Genomic DNA, 13185 nt, shown 5'->3' on the forward strand with positions numbered 1-13185 from the left:
TCTTGGCCGGGCAATCTGGTCTGGGCTTGGGATGTGCTGCCCGGCACGAGGGAGCGCCGGGCAGCAGGGGCATCAGATCATCTCGCCGCGGTAGACGACCATATTGGCGCCCTGGCTTTGGGTGAAATTGTCATAACCTAGCAGACGAACGTGGTGCTTGGGGTTGGCGGCGTGGCATTCGTCCAGCTCGGCCAGGATCGCGTCCACGTCGGTTTCGCCGAACATCGGCAGCTTCCACATGTACCAGTAATAGCCCGAGGCATTGGTCGGCTCGGTATGTTCGATTGCCGGGTTCCAGCCGTTGGTGACGATCCATTCCACCTGTTTGCGGATCTGGTCCTTGGTCATTTCCGGCAGGTAGGAGAAGGTCTCCATCTTGCGCGAGGCGGGATCCGACAGGCGGGAGGGGTAGTCCTGAATGGTGCTCATGGGTTTGGTCCTTTTGATATGTGTTCGAGGGCTGAGCAGGGCTTAGCGGTGCTGCACGTCCAGCTTGTCGACGGTGTCGAACTCGAACTTGATTTCCTTCCAGGTCTCCATCGCGGATTTCAGCTCGGGCGAATGTTTCGCCGCCGCCATCAGGATGTCCTTGCCGTCCTTTTCCAGCTCGCGCCCTTCGTTGCGGGCCTGCACGCAGGCCTCTAGCGCCACACGGTTGGCCGCAGCGCCCGCCGCATTGCCCCAGGGGTGGCCCAGGGTGCCGCCGCCAAATTGCAGGACGCTATCATTGCCGAAGATCGACACCAGCGCGGGCATGTGCCAGACGTGGATCCCGCCCGAGGCGACAGGGAAGACGCCCGGCATGCTGCCCCAGTCCTGATCGAAGAAGACGCCCATCTCGCGGTCCTCCTTGACGAATTTGTCGCGCATCAGGTTGATCCAGCCCAAGGTCGCGTTGCGGTCGCCTTCCAGCTTGCCCACAACGGTGCCCGAATGCAGGTGATCGCCGCCCAGAAGCCGCAAAAGTTTGGTCAGCACCCGGAAGTTGATGCCGTGGTTGGGGTTGCGGTCCATCACCGCGTGCATGGCGCGGTGCACGTGCAAGAGCATGCCGTTGTCGCGGCACCATTTCGACAGGGAGTTATGCGCCGCCCAGCCGATGGTCAGATAGTCGGACATGATGATCGGGGTGCCGATTTCCTTGGCGAATTCGGCGCGTTTGAACATCTCTTCCACCGTGGGGGCGGTGACGTTCATGTAGTGACCCTTGCGCTCGCCGGTTTCGGCCTGGGCCTTGTCGATGGCCTCCTGGCAGAACAGGAAACGATCCCGCCAGCGCATGAAGGGCTGGGAGTTGACGTTCTCGTCGTCTTTCGAGAAATCGAGCCCCCCGCGCAGCACCTCGTATACGGCGCGGCCATAGTTCTTGGCCGAGAGGCCCAGCTTCGGCTTGATGGTGCAGCCGAGCAGGGGACGGCCGTATTTGTCCATCTTGTCGCGCTCGACCTGGATGCCATGGGGCGGGCCGAAACAGGTTTTGACGAACCAGATCGGGAAGCGCACGTCCTCAAGGCGCAAAGAGCGCACGGCCTTGAAGCCAAAGACATTGCCGACGATCGAGGTGAAGACATTGACGACCGAGCCTTCCTCGAACAGATCCGCGGGGTAGGCGATGAAGGCATAGAAGGCTTCGTCCTGGCCCGGCACATCCTCGATCCGGTAGGCGCGGCCCTTGTAGTGGTCGAGATCGGTCAGAAGGTCGGTCCAGACCGTGGTCCAGGTGCCGGTGGAGCTTTCGGCGGCCACGGCAGCGGCGGCCTCCTCGCGCGGCACGCCGTCCTGAGGGATCACCTTGAAGACCGCCAGAACATCGGTGTCCTTGGGGCTATATGCGGGATCCCAATAGGTGGAGCGGTAGTCCTTGACGCCGGCGTCGTATTTCTTGGCTGGTGCATGCATATTCATGGGTGTGTCTCCTCCGCGTGGCGACCCATATGGGCGGGCCACTTCATCGGGGACAGGAAGCCATAGTTAATGAATATATAAAAATGAATAGTTTTTAGTTTCAGAATATATTATTATTTATTCATGCGATACTCACTCCGACAATTGCAGATTTTTCAGGAGGTTGCGCAGCAGCTTTCCTACACCCGCGCGGCCGAGGTGCTGCATCTGACCCAGCCGGCCGTCTTTGCCCAGGTGCGCCAACTGGAGGAACAGACCGGTCACAAGCTGATCGAGCGGATGGGAAAGACCCTGTTCCTGACCGAGGCCGGAGAGGTGGTGTTGCTGTCGGCACAGCGCATCCTGGCAGAGGCCGAGGATCTGGATATGCGCCTTGCCGAATTGCGCGGGCTTGCGCGCGGGCGGTTGCGCCTGGCGGTGGTCTCCACCGCGAAATACGACATCCCGGCCCGGATCGGGGCTTACAATCGCTCCTATCCGGGAATCGAGGTGGCGCTGACCGTCTGCAACCGCGAGGAAATCCTGGCGCGCTTTGCCCAAAACGCGGATGATCTATACATTCTTGGCACCCCGCCCGAAAGCCTGGAGGCCGAGATCGAGCGGTTCGCGGAAAACCCCCTGGTAGCCATCGCGCCGCCGGATCACCCGCTGGCCAGGCGTCCCGGTCTCACCATGAGGGATCTGGCCGAATACCCGTTCCTGACCCGGGAAAGCGGATCCGGCACGCGGCTGGCGGCAGAGCGCTGTTTCGAAGAGGCGGGTGCCACCCCGCGCGTGAAACTGGAACTGGGGGCCAATGAGGCGGTGAAACAGGGGGTGATCGCCGGGCTGGGCCTGTCGGTGCTCAGCCGTTCCACCGTCGCGCTGGAACTGCGTCACGGGTATCTGGTCGAACTGGAGGTAGCCCCCTTTCCAATCATCCGTCATTGGCACGTGGCCTGGCCTCGGGCGCGGCAGCTCTCCCTGGCGGCAGAGGCCTTTCTGACGGAGCTCAGGCAGGCAGAGGAGAGGAAGGGCTGACGCCGCCCGCACATTCCGGGCAATTGTCTGGTCTTCTTAGCGCTGTATTTACCATATTTGGTCACCATGGGGATGGTTCAGAAAGAAGCAGGTTCCCCCGATGACACAAGCCAACGCCGCCATCTCGCAAGCGTCCAACGCATTGACCGGGAGCACCCATGCGCTGCGTGCCATCCCCGCTGTTGCCGCAGACAAGGTGGTGCGCTTCATCCGCTGGGGGCAGCCCAGAAAGACGGAAATCGATGCTGTCTTTGATCGCTATGACCTGACAGATATTTCCCCCCGCGAGATCGACGCGCTGACGGCCGAACTATCGGCTGCGGGGTATCGCGATGCGAGTTTTCTCCGGATGCTGTCCCGGCGCGGGGCGGCAGCGCTGGCGCAGTCCCGGCAAGGCTTTGCCAAGATCGGCTATCAGGTCTCCATGTTCGATGCCGAGGAACGACTGGACCTGCGGCAGGTGAGCCGGGAGCAGGTGAAGCTCGCGGAATTCTTCGGCGAGCCGACACAGGAGCTGGAGGCCTTCATGGCGGAGGTGGAGCGTCTGGAGTTCGGGCGGCAACCTGCGGCACCGGTCCCTCCCGCGCCGAGGGCAGCTCAGGATATTCTGGTGCTGACCCAGGCACGACGGGTGTGAGCCGAGACCGCGCACCCACAGGGTCGCGCATGTGTTGATTGTGCTGTTGCTCTTGCACTCACCGCAATGTGACGGCAGGGGCGCCTAAATCCCGATAACAAATTTGTGTGCGCTCACGCACATTTGAGAAGTGTTCAAGAGTGTTGCGTGCGGGGCATTGCTGCCCTGTGAGTACTGCATGCGATATGTGAATTGCATTACATAAACACCTGATTTTCTGGCGTAAACCTGCCAATGATTGGGGGGAATTGGCAACATTCCGCCCAGCCATGGCAGTGGGTCCTAGCTGTCAGCGCGCTGGCGTTTTCAAGGGTGCTGCGGCAATTGCGCCGTTGTTACCTCTCCTGAAGGTGCAGCCGCCGGGGATTGGGGCCGCCGTGCCGTATGACAACGTCAGGAGACATCTAATGACACCGAAATTTGCAACCAGAGCCTTGGCAGCTTCCGTTGCCGCGACCCTTGCAGCGCCCGCCTTTGCAGGGCCGACCTATGAAAACAGCACCGGCGGGTCCTTCAGTTGGTATGGCCAGTTCAACCCGGCCTTCCAATATTACGATGATGGCGCCGAGACCTACGATCGCCTGGTCGACAACACCGGCTCGAATTCGCGCATCGGTTTCTGGCTGAAGCAGGCCTATGGCGACAATACGCTGACCTTCCGGTTCGAAACCGCCTTTGGCCTGCGCGCCTCGGATGGGGTCAGCCAGACCTCCAAGGGAGACACCCTGACCTGGAACCGCACCCGTATCCGCCACGTGGATTTCCAGTATGACACCGCGCGGTATGGCAAGTTCTCCGCCGGTCAGGGCTCCATGGCCTCTGACGGGATCGCGGGCAGCGATGCCTCGGGCACCGGCGTGGCTGCGGGTGTCTCGGTCAGCGACGCGGCCGGTGGCTATGCCTTCCGCACCGCGGGCGGCGCCCTGAGCGGGGTTTCCGTGGGCGATGCCTTCAGCGACTATGACGGCGGCCGCCTGGGCCGTATCCGTTATGACTCGGCCAATTTTGGTGGTTTCACCTTCTCCGCCTCCTACGGTACCGATATCCTGCGCACCAACAACGACCGGGAAACCTATGATATCGCAGTGCGCTACGGCAATGAATTCGGTGACTTCGCCGTTGATGCCGCCCTGGGTGCGGCCTGGACCGAACAGACCGGCCGGGCCGATATTCGCGATGTCGTAGGCTCGGTTGCGGTGGCCCATAAACCCACCGGCCTGTCGCTGTCGGTTGCCGCCGGAGAGCGCGATATCGCGGGCAGCTACGCCTATGCCAAGCTGGGCTACAGCGCCAACTGGATCGCTGCGGGCACCACCTCGCTGTCGCTCGATTACTACGATGGTTCCGACATGGTCAGCGTGGGCGACTCGGCGCAATCCTGGGGCGTGGCCGCGGTTCAGAAGATCGACAAGTACAATGTCGAAGCCTATCTCGCCTATCGCGACTATTCCTACTCGGATACCTCCGCGACCGCCTATCAGGACAGCAACGTGATCCTGGCCGGTGCACGCTGGAAGTTCTGAGCAGCACGCTGCGAGATTTGCGATTGCAGCACGCCCTTCGGGGCGTGTTTTGCCGTTGTGGGGCCGTGAAACCTCAAGAAACCTGCGCAATGTCACATCGAGAGCGGCAATGCCTCTTGCGCCGAAGCCCCCATGCCAATAGAAGGCCACAAATTGTCTGGGGGCGGAGCCTGCGCGCGCGCCCCGAATCTCTATGGGGTATAGGATGCAGGTCACCGAGACGCTGAACGAAGGTCTGAAACGCGGCTACGCCATCACCGTCACAGCTGCCGAGCTGGACGAGAAGGTGAGCGAAAAGCTGGTCGAAGCGCAGCCCGAAGTCGAAATGAAGGGCTTCCGCAAGGGTAAGGTGCCGATGGCGCTGCTGCGCAAGCAATTTGGTCAGCGCCTGCTGGGCGAAGTGATGCAGGAAGCCATCGATGGCGCCATGAACAAGCACTTCGAAGACAGCGGCGATCGCCCTGCAATGCAGCCCGAGGTCAAGATGACCAACGAGGACTGGAAAGAAGGCGACGACGTCAACGTCGAGATGTCCTACGAGGCGCTGCCCGCGATCCCCGAGGTCGACCTCTCCGTGATCTCGGTTGAGAAACTTGTGGTGAAAGCCGAAGACGAAGCCGTTGATGAAGCGCTGGGGAACCTGGCCGAAACCGCCAAGGATTTTGACGCCCGCGACGAAGGTGCTGCCTCGGAAGATGGCGACCAGGTCGTGATCGATTTCGTCGGCAAGGTCGATGGCGAAGCCTTCGACGGCGGTTCCGCCGAAGATTACCCGCTGGTGCTGGGCTCCAACTCCTTCATCCCCGGCTTCGAAGAGCAGCTGGTTGGCGTGAAGGCCGGTGAAGAAAAAGACGTGACCGTCACCTTCCCCGAAGACTACCAGGCGGAAAACCTGGCCGGTAAGGAAGCCGTATTTACCTGCACCGTCAAGGAAGTGAAGGCGCCGAAGGCGGCCGAGATCGACGACGAACTGGCCAAGAAATTCGGCGCCGAAGATCTGGAGGCCCTGAAGGGTCAGATCCGCGAGCGTCTGGAAGCCGAATACGCCGGTGCCGCCCGTGCCGTGATGAAGCGCGCGACCCTGGACAAGCTGGACGAACTGGTCTCCTTCGACCTGCCGCCGTCGCTGGTGGACGCCGAAGCCAAGCAGATCGCGCATCAGCTGTGGCACGAGGATAACCCCGAGGTGCACGATCACAACCACGGTGAAATCGAAGCGACCGAAGAGCACACCAAGCTGGCCGAACGCCGCGTGCGTCTGGGCCTGCTGCTGGCCGAGCTGGGCCAGAAAGCCGAAGTGGAAGTGACCGACGCGGAAATGACCCAGGCGATCATGGCGCAGGCGCGTCAGTACCCGGGCCAAGAACGTCAGTTCTTCGAGTTCATCCAGCAGAACGCCCAGATGCAGCAGCAGCTGCGTGCGCCGATCTTCGAAGACAAGGTCATTGACCACGTCTTTGAACAGGCCACCGTTGCCGAGAAAGAGGTCTCCAAAGAAGACCTGCAGAAGGCTGTTGAGGCGCTGGACGACGAATAAGTCCTCCGCTCTTACCGTGGATAACGAGAAGGCCGCCCGGTTGAGGCGGCCTTTTTCGTGCAAGGGTGCAGTGCGGATTGTGGCGCGGCTGGGGGCCGATGGCTGCGGGGATCAACTGCGCAGGCCGGTTTCCGTCAGCATGCCCCGCCGTTTCGCCTCGTAATAATAGCCTCGGGCGTAGTGCTGGATTGCGACATCTTGGCTGCCATCCGCCAAGAGCCAGGCGCCGCGCAGGTATTTGACCGCGTATTTCAGGTTGGTATCGGCATCCAGTAGCTCTGGCGGCGCCCCGCGAAAGCCCATGGTGCGCGCCGTGGCAGGCAGGATCTGCAATAGCCCGTAATAGGGCCGATTGAGCGCATGGGGGCGATGGGTGCTCTCCCGCACGGCCAGACGATGGACCAGGCTGCGGGGCACGGCGTAATGGTCCGACCAGTGATTGATCTTCTGGCGCAGCTCGGGCGTTTCGTTGGGGAAAAGCGGCGGTTCCGCCCGGCTCACGGATGGCGTGGGGCGGCTGCAGGCCGCTGAAACCATGGGAAGAAGCAGTACAGTCAGAAATTCACGCCGTTTCATAAATGCCCATCCTTTGCGAGCCGTGACGGATCCATGTCCAATCGGACGGTAGTCAGCACGGGCGGGTCAGACAATTGCTCTGCTTCATCCCGGCACCACATCGGCAAAACCTTACCGATGATCGGCGGAAAGTCTCTTGCCCTGGCGCGTCGCTGCGGCGGATCGCGCAAAATGCAAACAATTCGAATTTCTAAGGATTTGTTTACTTTCGACGGAAATGTCACACTGAGCCTGCATGTTGAGGCAGAAATCCCTCAGAAAGGGTCGCTTCGCTTTCGCCTGCGGACCGACCCGAAACCAGAGCAGTAAGGGGCCGCGCCTGTTTCCCACAAATCGCGGCCCCACCTCTGTATTTGGCGTGTTCGTCAGGCCAGTACAGCCCTCTGTCGCGCCACTGCTGGAGGTCAGCCGATCACCGGATGCCCGCGGTTCTGCATGCAGCGGATCACCATGTTGCGCTGGCTTTCCTCCTTGTCGACCGTGCCCTCGGCAGCGCCGATCAGGCCGCCGATTGCGGCACCAGCCAGGGCGTCTTCGTGGGATTCGCCTGCACCGATGGCGGCGCCGATCAGCGCCCCTGCAACGGCCCCCTCTGACGCAAGGTTCTGATCATAGCGCATGGCGATAGATCTACATTCAGCTTCATCCTGAGCAAACCGCGCGCCCACAGGCCCGCTCAACCGCAGGGGCTGTGCCGTTGGTGCCATGTCGCAGGCGGAAACAAGCAGTCCAGTCACAATGGAAGCGGCGGTCAGGGTAATCTTGGTGGTCATACTATGTCCTTTGAATTTTGCCCGGCCCGGGGAGAGGGCCGGATATGCGGCGGACCATAGATAAGAATTTTTCCTGTGCAACAAGAAATTTCTGTAAAACAATAAATCAGTATCGATTTAGGGAAAGAACTTGCTCTTGCAAGGAAAGGCTGACATCACAGGGGAGAGCCGAAAGAGGAGGGTGATATGGCGTTGATTGCGCGGGGTCTTATGGTCATCACCGGGGCATTGATGACCTTTTACGTGCTGTCGGTCATCGTGCTGACAGCGATGGGAGAGCATGAGGAGCTCTGGGATCTGGCCGATTTTGATCCCCAGCCCTTTGCACCTGCACCGCTTGGGCTGGGCCTGGCGCTGGTCTTTGCGGTCACATTTCTGCTCGGCATCCTGCTGACCTTCTGGCAGGCGCATCTGCTGCTCAAGCTGGGGCGCGCGCATATGTTTCGTGCGCTGGCCACCGGTCTGAGGCGCAGTGGTATCGGTCTGGGCATGATGTGGCTGGGGCTTTATGCCTTCATGAACGTGGTGCCGATCACCATGGCCGATGGGCGCATCCCGATGGCGGAGATGGATATTTCCTGGCTGCCCTTTGAGATCGAATCGGTATTCCTGGTCTTGGCCACGGTGATGGTTGCGCTTGCGGACGTGCTGATCCGCGCCGCCGAGATCGAAGACGAGAACAACCAGTTTCTATAGGGGAGGGGGCCGTGCCGATTGTCGTGAACCTGGACCTGATGCTGGTCCGGCGCAAGGTGACCTCGCGGGCGCTGGCAGCCGAGGTCGGTATTACCGAGGCGAACCTGTCCTTGCTGAAATCCGGCAAGGTCAAGGGCGTGCGTTTTGCCACCCTGGAGGCGATCTGCCGCTATCTGGACTGCCAGCCGGGCGATATCCTGGAATACCGCCCGGAGGCTGAGGATTAGTTGATCACCGCGTGACCACGGGCCTGCATGCAGCGGATCAGGTAATCCCGCTGCGCCTGCTTGACCTGCACATCACCAACCGCTGCACCTGCCATGGCGCCGAAAATGGCCCCGGCCAGCGCCTTGTCGCTGTTTTCCGTGGCGCCGACCAATGCGCCACCGGCGCCGCCAAGGGCGGCGCTTTTGCCGATATGACCCTGGCCAATCTGCTGCGCTTCGGCCTGGCATTGCGCCAGATCCGCCTGATAGCCGGGCTTTGGGCTGCCTGCCACCGACAGAGGCGCATCGACTGAGGGCGTGTCGCAACCGCTTAGCGCCGCGGTGCAGAGGCCTGCAATGGCAAGAATTCTCAGCATCATCGTCCAATTCCTTTGTTCAAACGCGCGTCCTTGCAGTGAATGCTACGCCCCGCGCGGTTGCCATGCCAGAGCGAAGAGGACGGCGTCAGGGGCTGGGCAGAAATGCGCCTGCCAGGGCAGGGGCGTTCATCGGTTACGCCATGCCGAGCGTTGCACATGAAAAGGCCGCACCCGATCGGGCGCGGCCTTTCTGTCTGTTGCAAAGATCCGATTGGGATCAGGCGTTGGTGTCTTCTTCGCCTGCTGCTGCCGGAGCAGCTTCGCCTTCGTCGTCGTCAGACGCGGCGGAGCCGATGTCGTCAAACAGTTCGGAGATTTCGAATTCCGCAGCGGCTTCCTCTTCGGCGGCCAGCTCCTGGATCGACTTGCCGGAGGCTTGCAGCTCGGCTTCTTCCTGCGAGCGCGCGACGTTCAGCTGGATCTGAACTTCGACTTCCGGGTGCAGTTTCACGGCGACGGCGTGCAGGCCCAGTTCCTTGATCGGAGCGATCAGGGCGACCTGTTTCTTGTCGACCGAGAACCCATCGGCGGTTGCGGCTTCGGCGGCGTCACGCGGGGTGACGGAACCATAAAGCGCGCCGGCGTCCGATGCGGAGCGAATCACGATGAACTGCTGACCGTCGAGCTTTTCGCCCAGAGCCTCGGCTTCTTTCTTGGTCTCCAGGTTGCGCGCTTCAAGCTGCGCCTTCTGGGATTCGAAAGCCGCGATATTGGCTTCGGATGCGGTCTTCGCCTTGCCCTGGGGCAGGAGGAAGTTGCGTGCGTAACCGGGCTTGACGTCTACGACGTCGCCCATCTGGCCCAGCTTGGCCACACGTTCAAGAAGGATAACTTGCATCTCGAGGTCTCCTTACTTCACGGCGTAGGGCAGCAGGGCGAGGAAGCGGGCGCGTTTGATGGCGCGGGCCAGTTCACGCTGCTTCTTGGCCGAAACGGCGGTGATACGGGAGGGAACGATCTTGCCGCGCTCAGAGATGTAGCGCTGCAGAAGACGGGTGTCTTTGTAATCGATCTTCGGCGCGTTGTCGCCCGAGAAGGGGCAGACTTTGCGGCGGCGGAAAAACGGTTTGGCTGCCATGGTTTAGCGTCCTTTTCTCAAGCGTTGATCAGCGGCGTTCACGGCGACCTTCACGGTCGTCACGCTTCTGCATCTGAACCGAGGGGCCTTCGGCGTGTTCGTCGACCTTGATGGTCAGAACGCGCATCACGTCTTCGTGCAGGCGCATCAGGCGTTCCATTTCCTGCACGGCGGATGCGGGGGCATCGGTGCGCAGGAAGGCATAGTGGCCTTTGCGGTTCTTGTTGATCTTGTAGGCCATCGTCTTGACGCCCCAGTACTCGCTGTCGACGAGCTTGCCGTCGTTGTCAGCCAGTACGGCACCAAAATGTTCGATGAGGCCTTCAGCTTGCGAGTTGGACAGGTCCTGACGCGCAATCATTACATGCTCATAGAGGGGCATGCGAACTCCTGTTTCTGTCTAGGCGCATTTCATAGACCGGGCGGTTGTGCCTTCCGCTGCCTGGTCACGAGAGGCTGCGCGGATCGAAAATCGTGCGGAAGGAGGCCTCCGTATACAGGCTTTGTCGTGAAGGGCAAGCGATAAAGCGGGCCGCATCGCAGCCGCTGTGCTGAGCCATTTGCGGGCAAAGGTTCGGCTGAGGGCTTTGTCTGTGTTCCAGTGTTCGATCAAGAACACGTTATGTGGAGATTTGCCCGTATCATTTCAGGCGCGGCTGGATCACGTTTAACCCTGCAACGCTTGTGTCTCAATGGAGTCTTTGACGATGAAAAACCTCTTGCTTGCCGCTGCCCTGTCGGGCGCCGCCGCCACTGCCGCCGTTGCGGCCCCTGAAAAATACGTTCTGGATGCCAGCCACAGCCAGATCGTGTTCAGCTACAATCACCTTGGCTTCTCGACCACCTGGGGCATGTTCTCGGGTTTTGAGGGCGAGATCATGTTCGATCAGGAGGATCCCGCAGCCTCCAGCGTATCGGTCTCCATGCCGGTGATGTCGATGCTGACCGGTTGGGAGGCGCGTTTCAATCACTTCATGTCCAAGGATTTCTTTGAGGCCTCCGAGGCGGAGATGGTCAGCTTCACCTCCACCGGCATCGAGGTCACCGGTGACAAGACCGCCAAGATCACCGGCGATCTGACCCTTAACGGTGTGACCAAGGCAGTGGTGCTGGATGCCAAGCTGAACCAGACCGGCGATCACCCGATGGCGGGCAAGCCCTGGGCCGGTTTCGACGCCACCACCACCCTGGTGCGCAGCGACTTTGGCCTGGGCAAATTCGCGCCCTATGTCAGCGACGAAGTCCAGCTGCAGATCTCGGTCGAGGCGATGAAGGCCGAATAAGGTCGGCAGATCCTTCCAGAACGAATTTGCCGCCGGTTCCAGATGGGACCGGCGGTTTTTCGTGGCCCTGATCGGGGGGCGGAGCAAAAAAACGCGGACCCTGTGCGGGCCCGCGTTTCTCTTTCGTTGGATGGCCGTGCTTCTTTGGCTGCGCGGCTGCGTGTCTGCGGGTTACTTGTTTTGCTTGGCCGTCAGCTCCACCGCGATCTCCACCGCGAAGGCGAGCGTGCCTTCGTCCTGCGTGCCTTGGCCGATGTTGAAATCGAGCCGGTTCACCGTGGTGCGCCCCGACATGCTGGCGCGGTCGCCGTCAAGCGTCAGATCAAAGGGCAGGGTGAGCGCAACGCTTTGATCGCGGATCGTCAGCGGACCGGTCGCCTGATAGCCATCTGCGGTTTTCTCGATCATGGCCTTGAAACGGGCGGTCGGATAGGTGGCGCTGTCAAAGTAATCAGCCCCCATGGCCTGGTCGGTGACCGATCCCAGGGAAAGGGAGGGGATGGCGATGGTGACATCGACCTCTCCGGCAGGGCCAGGCGCGGCGGGATCCTCGAAATCGATCACGGCGCTCCAGTCGGCAAACTGGCCGGTGACCTCGCTGCCCATCTGGAGGATCGAGATGGAGAGGGTTCCCTCTTCGACAGTCCAGCCACCGGAGCTGGCGGGTGCCGTGGCAACCGTGGCCTCGCTGGGAGCTTCAGCCGCCTGGGTGGAAACGCGATCGCTGTGATCCTCGGTCAGGCCGAGCAGGGTTCCGGCTCCCAGAATGGCGACAAAACCTGCGATGGCGGCAAAGGCGGGCAGGGGGCTGTGATGTTGTGCGGGGGGCTCTGGCATCTGCCCGGATCCGGGCAACATGCGGCGCAGGGTTGAATCCCGGTCGATCACATGGTGTTTCAGGGCTCCGGCGATATGCAGGGCAAGGGCCACGGCAAGTGCCCAGATCAGGATCTCATGGAGACCGCCAAACAGGGCTGCGACCGCGTCGGATTTCGGCACGAAGGGCAGGGACTGCCCAAAGGGCCACAGGATCGGCGCGAATCCGGTGGTGGCTGCATGGTGGATCCAACCGCTGAGCGGCACGGCAACCAGGGAGATGTAAAGAGCCCAGTGAACGGTTTCGGCTGCCAGCGCCTCAGGCCGGTTGTCGGGATGCAGAAGTCCGGGCTTTTCCTGGGTGACGGCCCAGAGGATGCGCAACAGGGCGGTGAAGAAGACCGCGACGCCCACGGTTTTATGCAGGGAAAACAGTAGGGCGGCGCGGGCGAGCGTGCTTTGCGCCCCGTCAAAATCGGGGCTTTGGATGTGGTGGGCCAGCTCATTGGCGAAATAGCCAAGCGGGAAGGCCGAAAAAATCAGCAGCGCGGTCAGCCAGTGAAACGCTTTGGTGACGCTGCCATAGGTGGAGAATGTATTGCGGGCGGGCATGGGGCGGGCTCCCTTGATTTGGGTCACCTCCACCCTATCGGCCGGGGCCGTGCAGGCAATGATTTGTCCTGTCAGCCTGCGCACAGGTTGGGTGCGCGCAGGGAGAACCGCAATGCGCGTCCTTGCGCAGATCACTTGTACGT

Annotated in this window: 16 protein-coding genes; 7 read left to right on the top strand and 9 right to left on the bottom strand. The window is 61.3% G+C overall.

Annotated features, from left to right (window positions below):
* Nucleotides 1–72: 72 nt before the first annotated feature.
* Together PXK07_RS03065 and PXK07_RS03070 are read right to left on the bottom strand one after the other, a co-directional pair.
* Entirely contained in the window at nt 73–429 is a 357-nt protein-coding gene (locus PXK07_RS03065; protein ID WP_274846722.1) for a ribulose bisphosphate carboxylase small subunit, read from the bottom strand.
* Nucleotides 430–471: 42 nt separating this feature from the next.
* The gene (locus PXK07_RS03070; protein ID WP_274846723.1) at nt 472–1905 is read right to left on the bottom strand and encodes a form I ribulose bisphosphate carboxylase large subunit; all 1434 of its coding nucleotides are present in this window, start codon (nt 1903–1905) and stop codon (nt 472–474) included.
* Nucleotides 1906–2049: 144 nt separating this feature from the next.
* On the opposite strand from PXK07_RS03070, the gene PXK07_RS03075 reads away from it, so the two are divergent.
* The 4 genes from PXK07_RS03075 (at nt 2050) to tig (ending at nt 6622) form a co-directional block, all read left to right on the top strand.
* Nucleotides 2050–2925 carry a LysR family transcriptional regulator gene (locus PXK07_RS03075; protein ID WP_274846724.1) on the top strand — a complete coding sequence of 292 codons (876 nt, stop codon included), beginning with the start codon at nt 2050–2052 and terminating at the stop codon, nt 2923–2925.
* A gap of 100 nt (nt 2926–3025) precedes the next feature.
* Nucleotides 3026–3562 (top strand): hypothetical protein, encoded by a 537-nt coding sequence (locus tag PXK07_RS03080; protein ID WP_274846725.1) that lies wholly within the window; start codon nt 3026–3028, stop codon nt 3560–3562.
* Nucleotides 3563–3969: 407 nt separating this feature from the next.
* Complete coding sequence (locus tag PXK07_RS03085; protein WP_274846726.1) at nt 3970–5085, top strand: porin; 1116 nt, start codon at nt 3970–3972, stop codon at nt 5083–5085.
* A gap of 205 nt (nt 5086–5290) precedes the next feature.
* Nucleotides 5291–6622, top strand: a complete 1332-nt coding sequence (gene tig / locus PXK07_RS03090) for a trigger factor (RefSeq protein ID WP_274846727.1) — start codon at nt 5291–5293, stop codon at nt 6620–6622.
* Nucleotides 6623–6733: 111 nt separating this feature from the next.
* On the opposite strand, the gene PXK07_RS03095 is transcribed toward tig, so the two are convergent.
* Together PXK07_RS03095 and PXK07_RS03100 are read right to left on the bottom strand one after the other, a co-directional pair.
* Nucleotides 6734–7198 carry a transglycosylase SLT domain-containing protein gene (locus tag PXK07_RS03095; RefSeq protein WP_446728347.1) on the bottom strand — a complete coding sequence of 155 codons (465 nt, stop codon included), beginning with the start codon at nt 7196–7198 and terminating at the stop codon, nt 6734–6736.
* A gap of 404 nt (nt 7199–7602) precedes the next feature.
* On the bottom strand, nt 7603–7971 hold the full coding sequence (locus tag PXK07_RS03100; protein ID WP_274846728.1) for a glycine zipper domain-containing protein: 369 nt from the start codon (nt 7969–7971) through the stop codon (nt 7603–7605).
* A gap of 186 nt (nt 7972–8157) precedes the next feature.
* Here PXK07_RS03100 and PXK07_RS03105 point away from each other — a divergent pair, with 186 nt between their 5' ends.
* Both PXK07_RS03105 and PXK07_RS03110 read left to right on the top strand, forming a co-directional pair.
* Nucleotides 8158–8667 carry a hypothetical protein gene (locus tag PXK07_RS03105; protein ID WP_274846729.1) on the top strand — a complete coding sequence of 170 codons (510 nt, stop codon included), beginning with the start codon at nt 8158–8160 and terminating at the stop codon, nt 8665–8667.
* An 11-nt stretch (nt 8668–8678) separates the two neighbouring features.
* Nucleotides 8679–8894 carry a helix-turn-helix domain-containing protein gene (locus PXK07_RS03110; RefSeq protein WP_342455853.1) on the top strand — a complete coding sequence of 72 codons (216 nt, stop codon included), beginning with the start codon at nt 8679–8681 and terminating at the stop codon, nt 8892–8894.
* On the opposite strand, the gene PXK07_RS03115 is transcribed toward PXK07_RS03110, so the two are convergent.
* From PXK07_RS03115 to rpsF, 4 genes are all read right to left on the bottom strand, one after another.
* On the bottom strand, nt 8891–9253 hold the full coding sequence (locus tag PXK07_RS03115; RefSeq protein ID WP_274846730.1) for a hypothetical protein: 363 nt from the start codon (nt 9251–9253) through the stop codon (nt 8891–8893). The two genes, PXK07_RS03110 and PXK07_RS03115, sit on opposite strands and share 4 nt — an antisense overlap.
* A gap of 217 nt (nt 9254–9470) precedes the next feature.
* A complete protein-coding gene (gene rplI / locus PXK07_RS03120; RefSeq protein WP_274846731.1) occupies nt 9471–10091 on the bottom strand; it encodes a 50S ribosomal protein L9 in 621 nt (206 codons plus the stop codon).
* Between the two features lie 12 nt (nt 10092–10103).
* Complete coding sequence (gene rpsR / locus PXK07_RS03125; RefSeq protein WP_005982441.1) at nt 10104–10331, bottom strand: 30S ribosomal protein S18; 228 nt, start codon at nt 10329–10331, stop codon at nt 10104–10106.
* 28 nt (nt 10332–10359) lie between these two features.
* Entirely contained in the window at nt 10360–10713 is a 354-nt protein-coding gene (rpsF, locus tag PXK07_RS03130; RefSeq protein WP_274846732.1) for a 30S ribosomal protein S6, read from the bottom strand.
* A gap of 325 nt (nt 10714–11038) precedes the next feature.
* Here rpsF and PXK07_RS03135 point away from each other — a divergent pair, with 325 nt between their 5' ends.
* Nucleotides 11039–11614: a YceI family protein gene (locus tag PXK07_RS03135; protein WP_274846733.1), complete on the top strand. Its 576-nt coding sequence runs from the start codon at nt 11039–11041 to the stop codon at nt 11612–11614.
* A 171-nt stretch (nt 11615–11785) separates the two neighbouring features.
* On the opposite strand, the gene PXK07_RS03140 is transcribed toward PXK07_RS03135, so the two are convergent.
* On the bottom strand, nt 11786–13042 hold the full coding sequence (locus PXK07_RS03140; protein ID WP_274846734.1) for a cytochrome b/b6 domain-containing protein: 1257 nt from the start codon (nt 13040–13042) through the stop codon (nt 11786–11788).
* Nucleotides 13043–13185: the final 143 nt, after the last annotated feature.

Source organism: Phaeobacter sp. QD34_24 (assembly GCF_028890115.1).
GTDB lineage: Bacteria > Pseudomonadota > Alphaproteobacteria > Rhodobacterales > Rhodobacteraceae > Phycobacter.

Excerpts from the sequence above, each read along its gene's own strand:
- PXK07_RS03065 (WP_274846722.1), bottom strand. The coding sequence starts at position 429 with ATGAGCACCATTCAGGACTACCCCTCCCGCCTGTCGGATCCCGCCTCG.
- PXK07_RS03070 (WP_274846723.1), bottom strand. The coding sequence starts at position 1,905 with ATGAATATGCATGCACCAGCCAAGAAATACGACGCCGGCGTCAAGGAC.
- PXK07_RS03080 (WP_274846725.1), top strand. The coding sequence starts at position 3,026 with ATGACACAAGCCAACGCCGCCATCTCGCAAGCGTCCAACGCATTGACC.
- PXK07_RS03085 (WP_274846726.1), top strand. The coding sequence starts at position 3,970 with ATGACACCGAAATTTGCAACCAGAGCCTTGGCAGCTTCCGTTGCCGCG.
- tig (WP_274846727.1), top strand. The coding sequence starts at position 5,291 with ATGCAGGTCACCGAGACGCTGAACGAAGGTCTGAAACGCGGCTACGCC.
- PXK07_RS03095 (WP_446728347.1), bottom strand. The coding sequence starts at position 7,198 with ATGAAACGGCGTGAATTTCTGACTGTACTGCTTCTTCCCATGGTTTCA.
- PXK07_RS03100 (WP_274846728.1), bottom strand. The coding sequence starts at position 7,971 with ATGACCACCAAGATTACCCTGACCGCCGCTTCCATTGTGACTGGACTG.
- PXK07_RS03105 (WP_274846729.1), top strand. The coding sequence starts at position 8,158 with ATGGCGTTGATTGCGCGGGGTCTTATGGTCATCACCGGGGCATTGATG.
- PXK07_RS03115 (WP_274846730.1), bottom strand. The coding sequence starts at position 9,253 with ATGATGCTGAGAATTCTTGCCATTGCAGGCCTCTGCACCGCGGCGCTA.
- rplI (WP_274846731.1), bottom strand. The coding sequence starts at position 10,091 with ATGCAAGTTATCCTTCTTGAACGTGTGGCCAAGCTGGGCCAGATGGGC.
- rpsR (WP_005982441.1), bottom strand. The coding sequence starts at position 10,331 with ATGGCAGCCAAACCGTTTTTCCGCCGCCGCAAAGTCTGCCCCTTCTCG.
- rpsF (WP_274846732.1), bottom strand. The coding sequence starts at position 10,713 with ATGCCCCTCTATGAGCATGTAATGATTGCGCGTCAGGACCTGTCCAAC.
- PXK07_RS03135 (WP_274846733.1), top strand. The coding sequence starts at position 11,039 with ATGAAAAACCTCTTGCTTGCCGCTGCCCTGTCGGGCGCCGCCGCCACT.
- PXK07_RS03140 (WP_274846734.1), bottom strand. The coding sequence starts at position 13,042 with ATGCCCGCCCGCAATACATTCTCCACCTATGGCAGCGTCACCAAAGCG.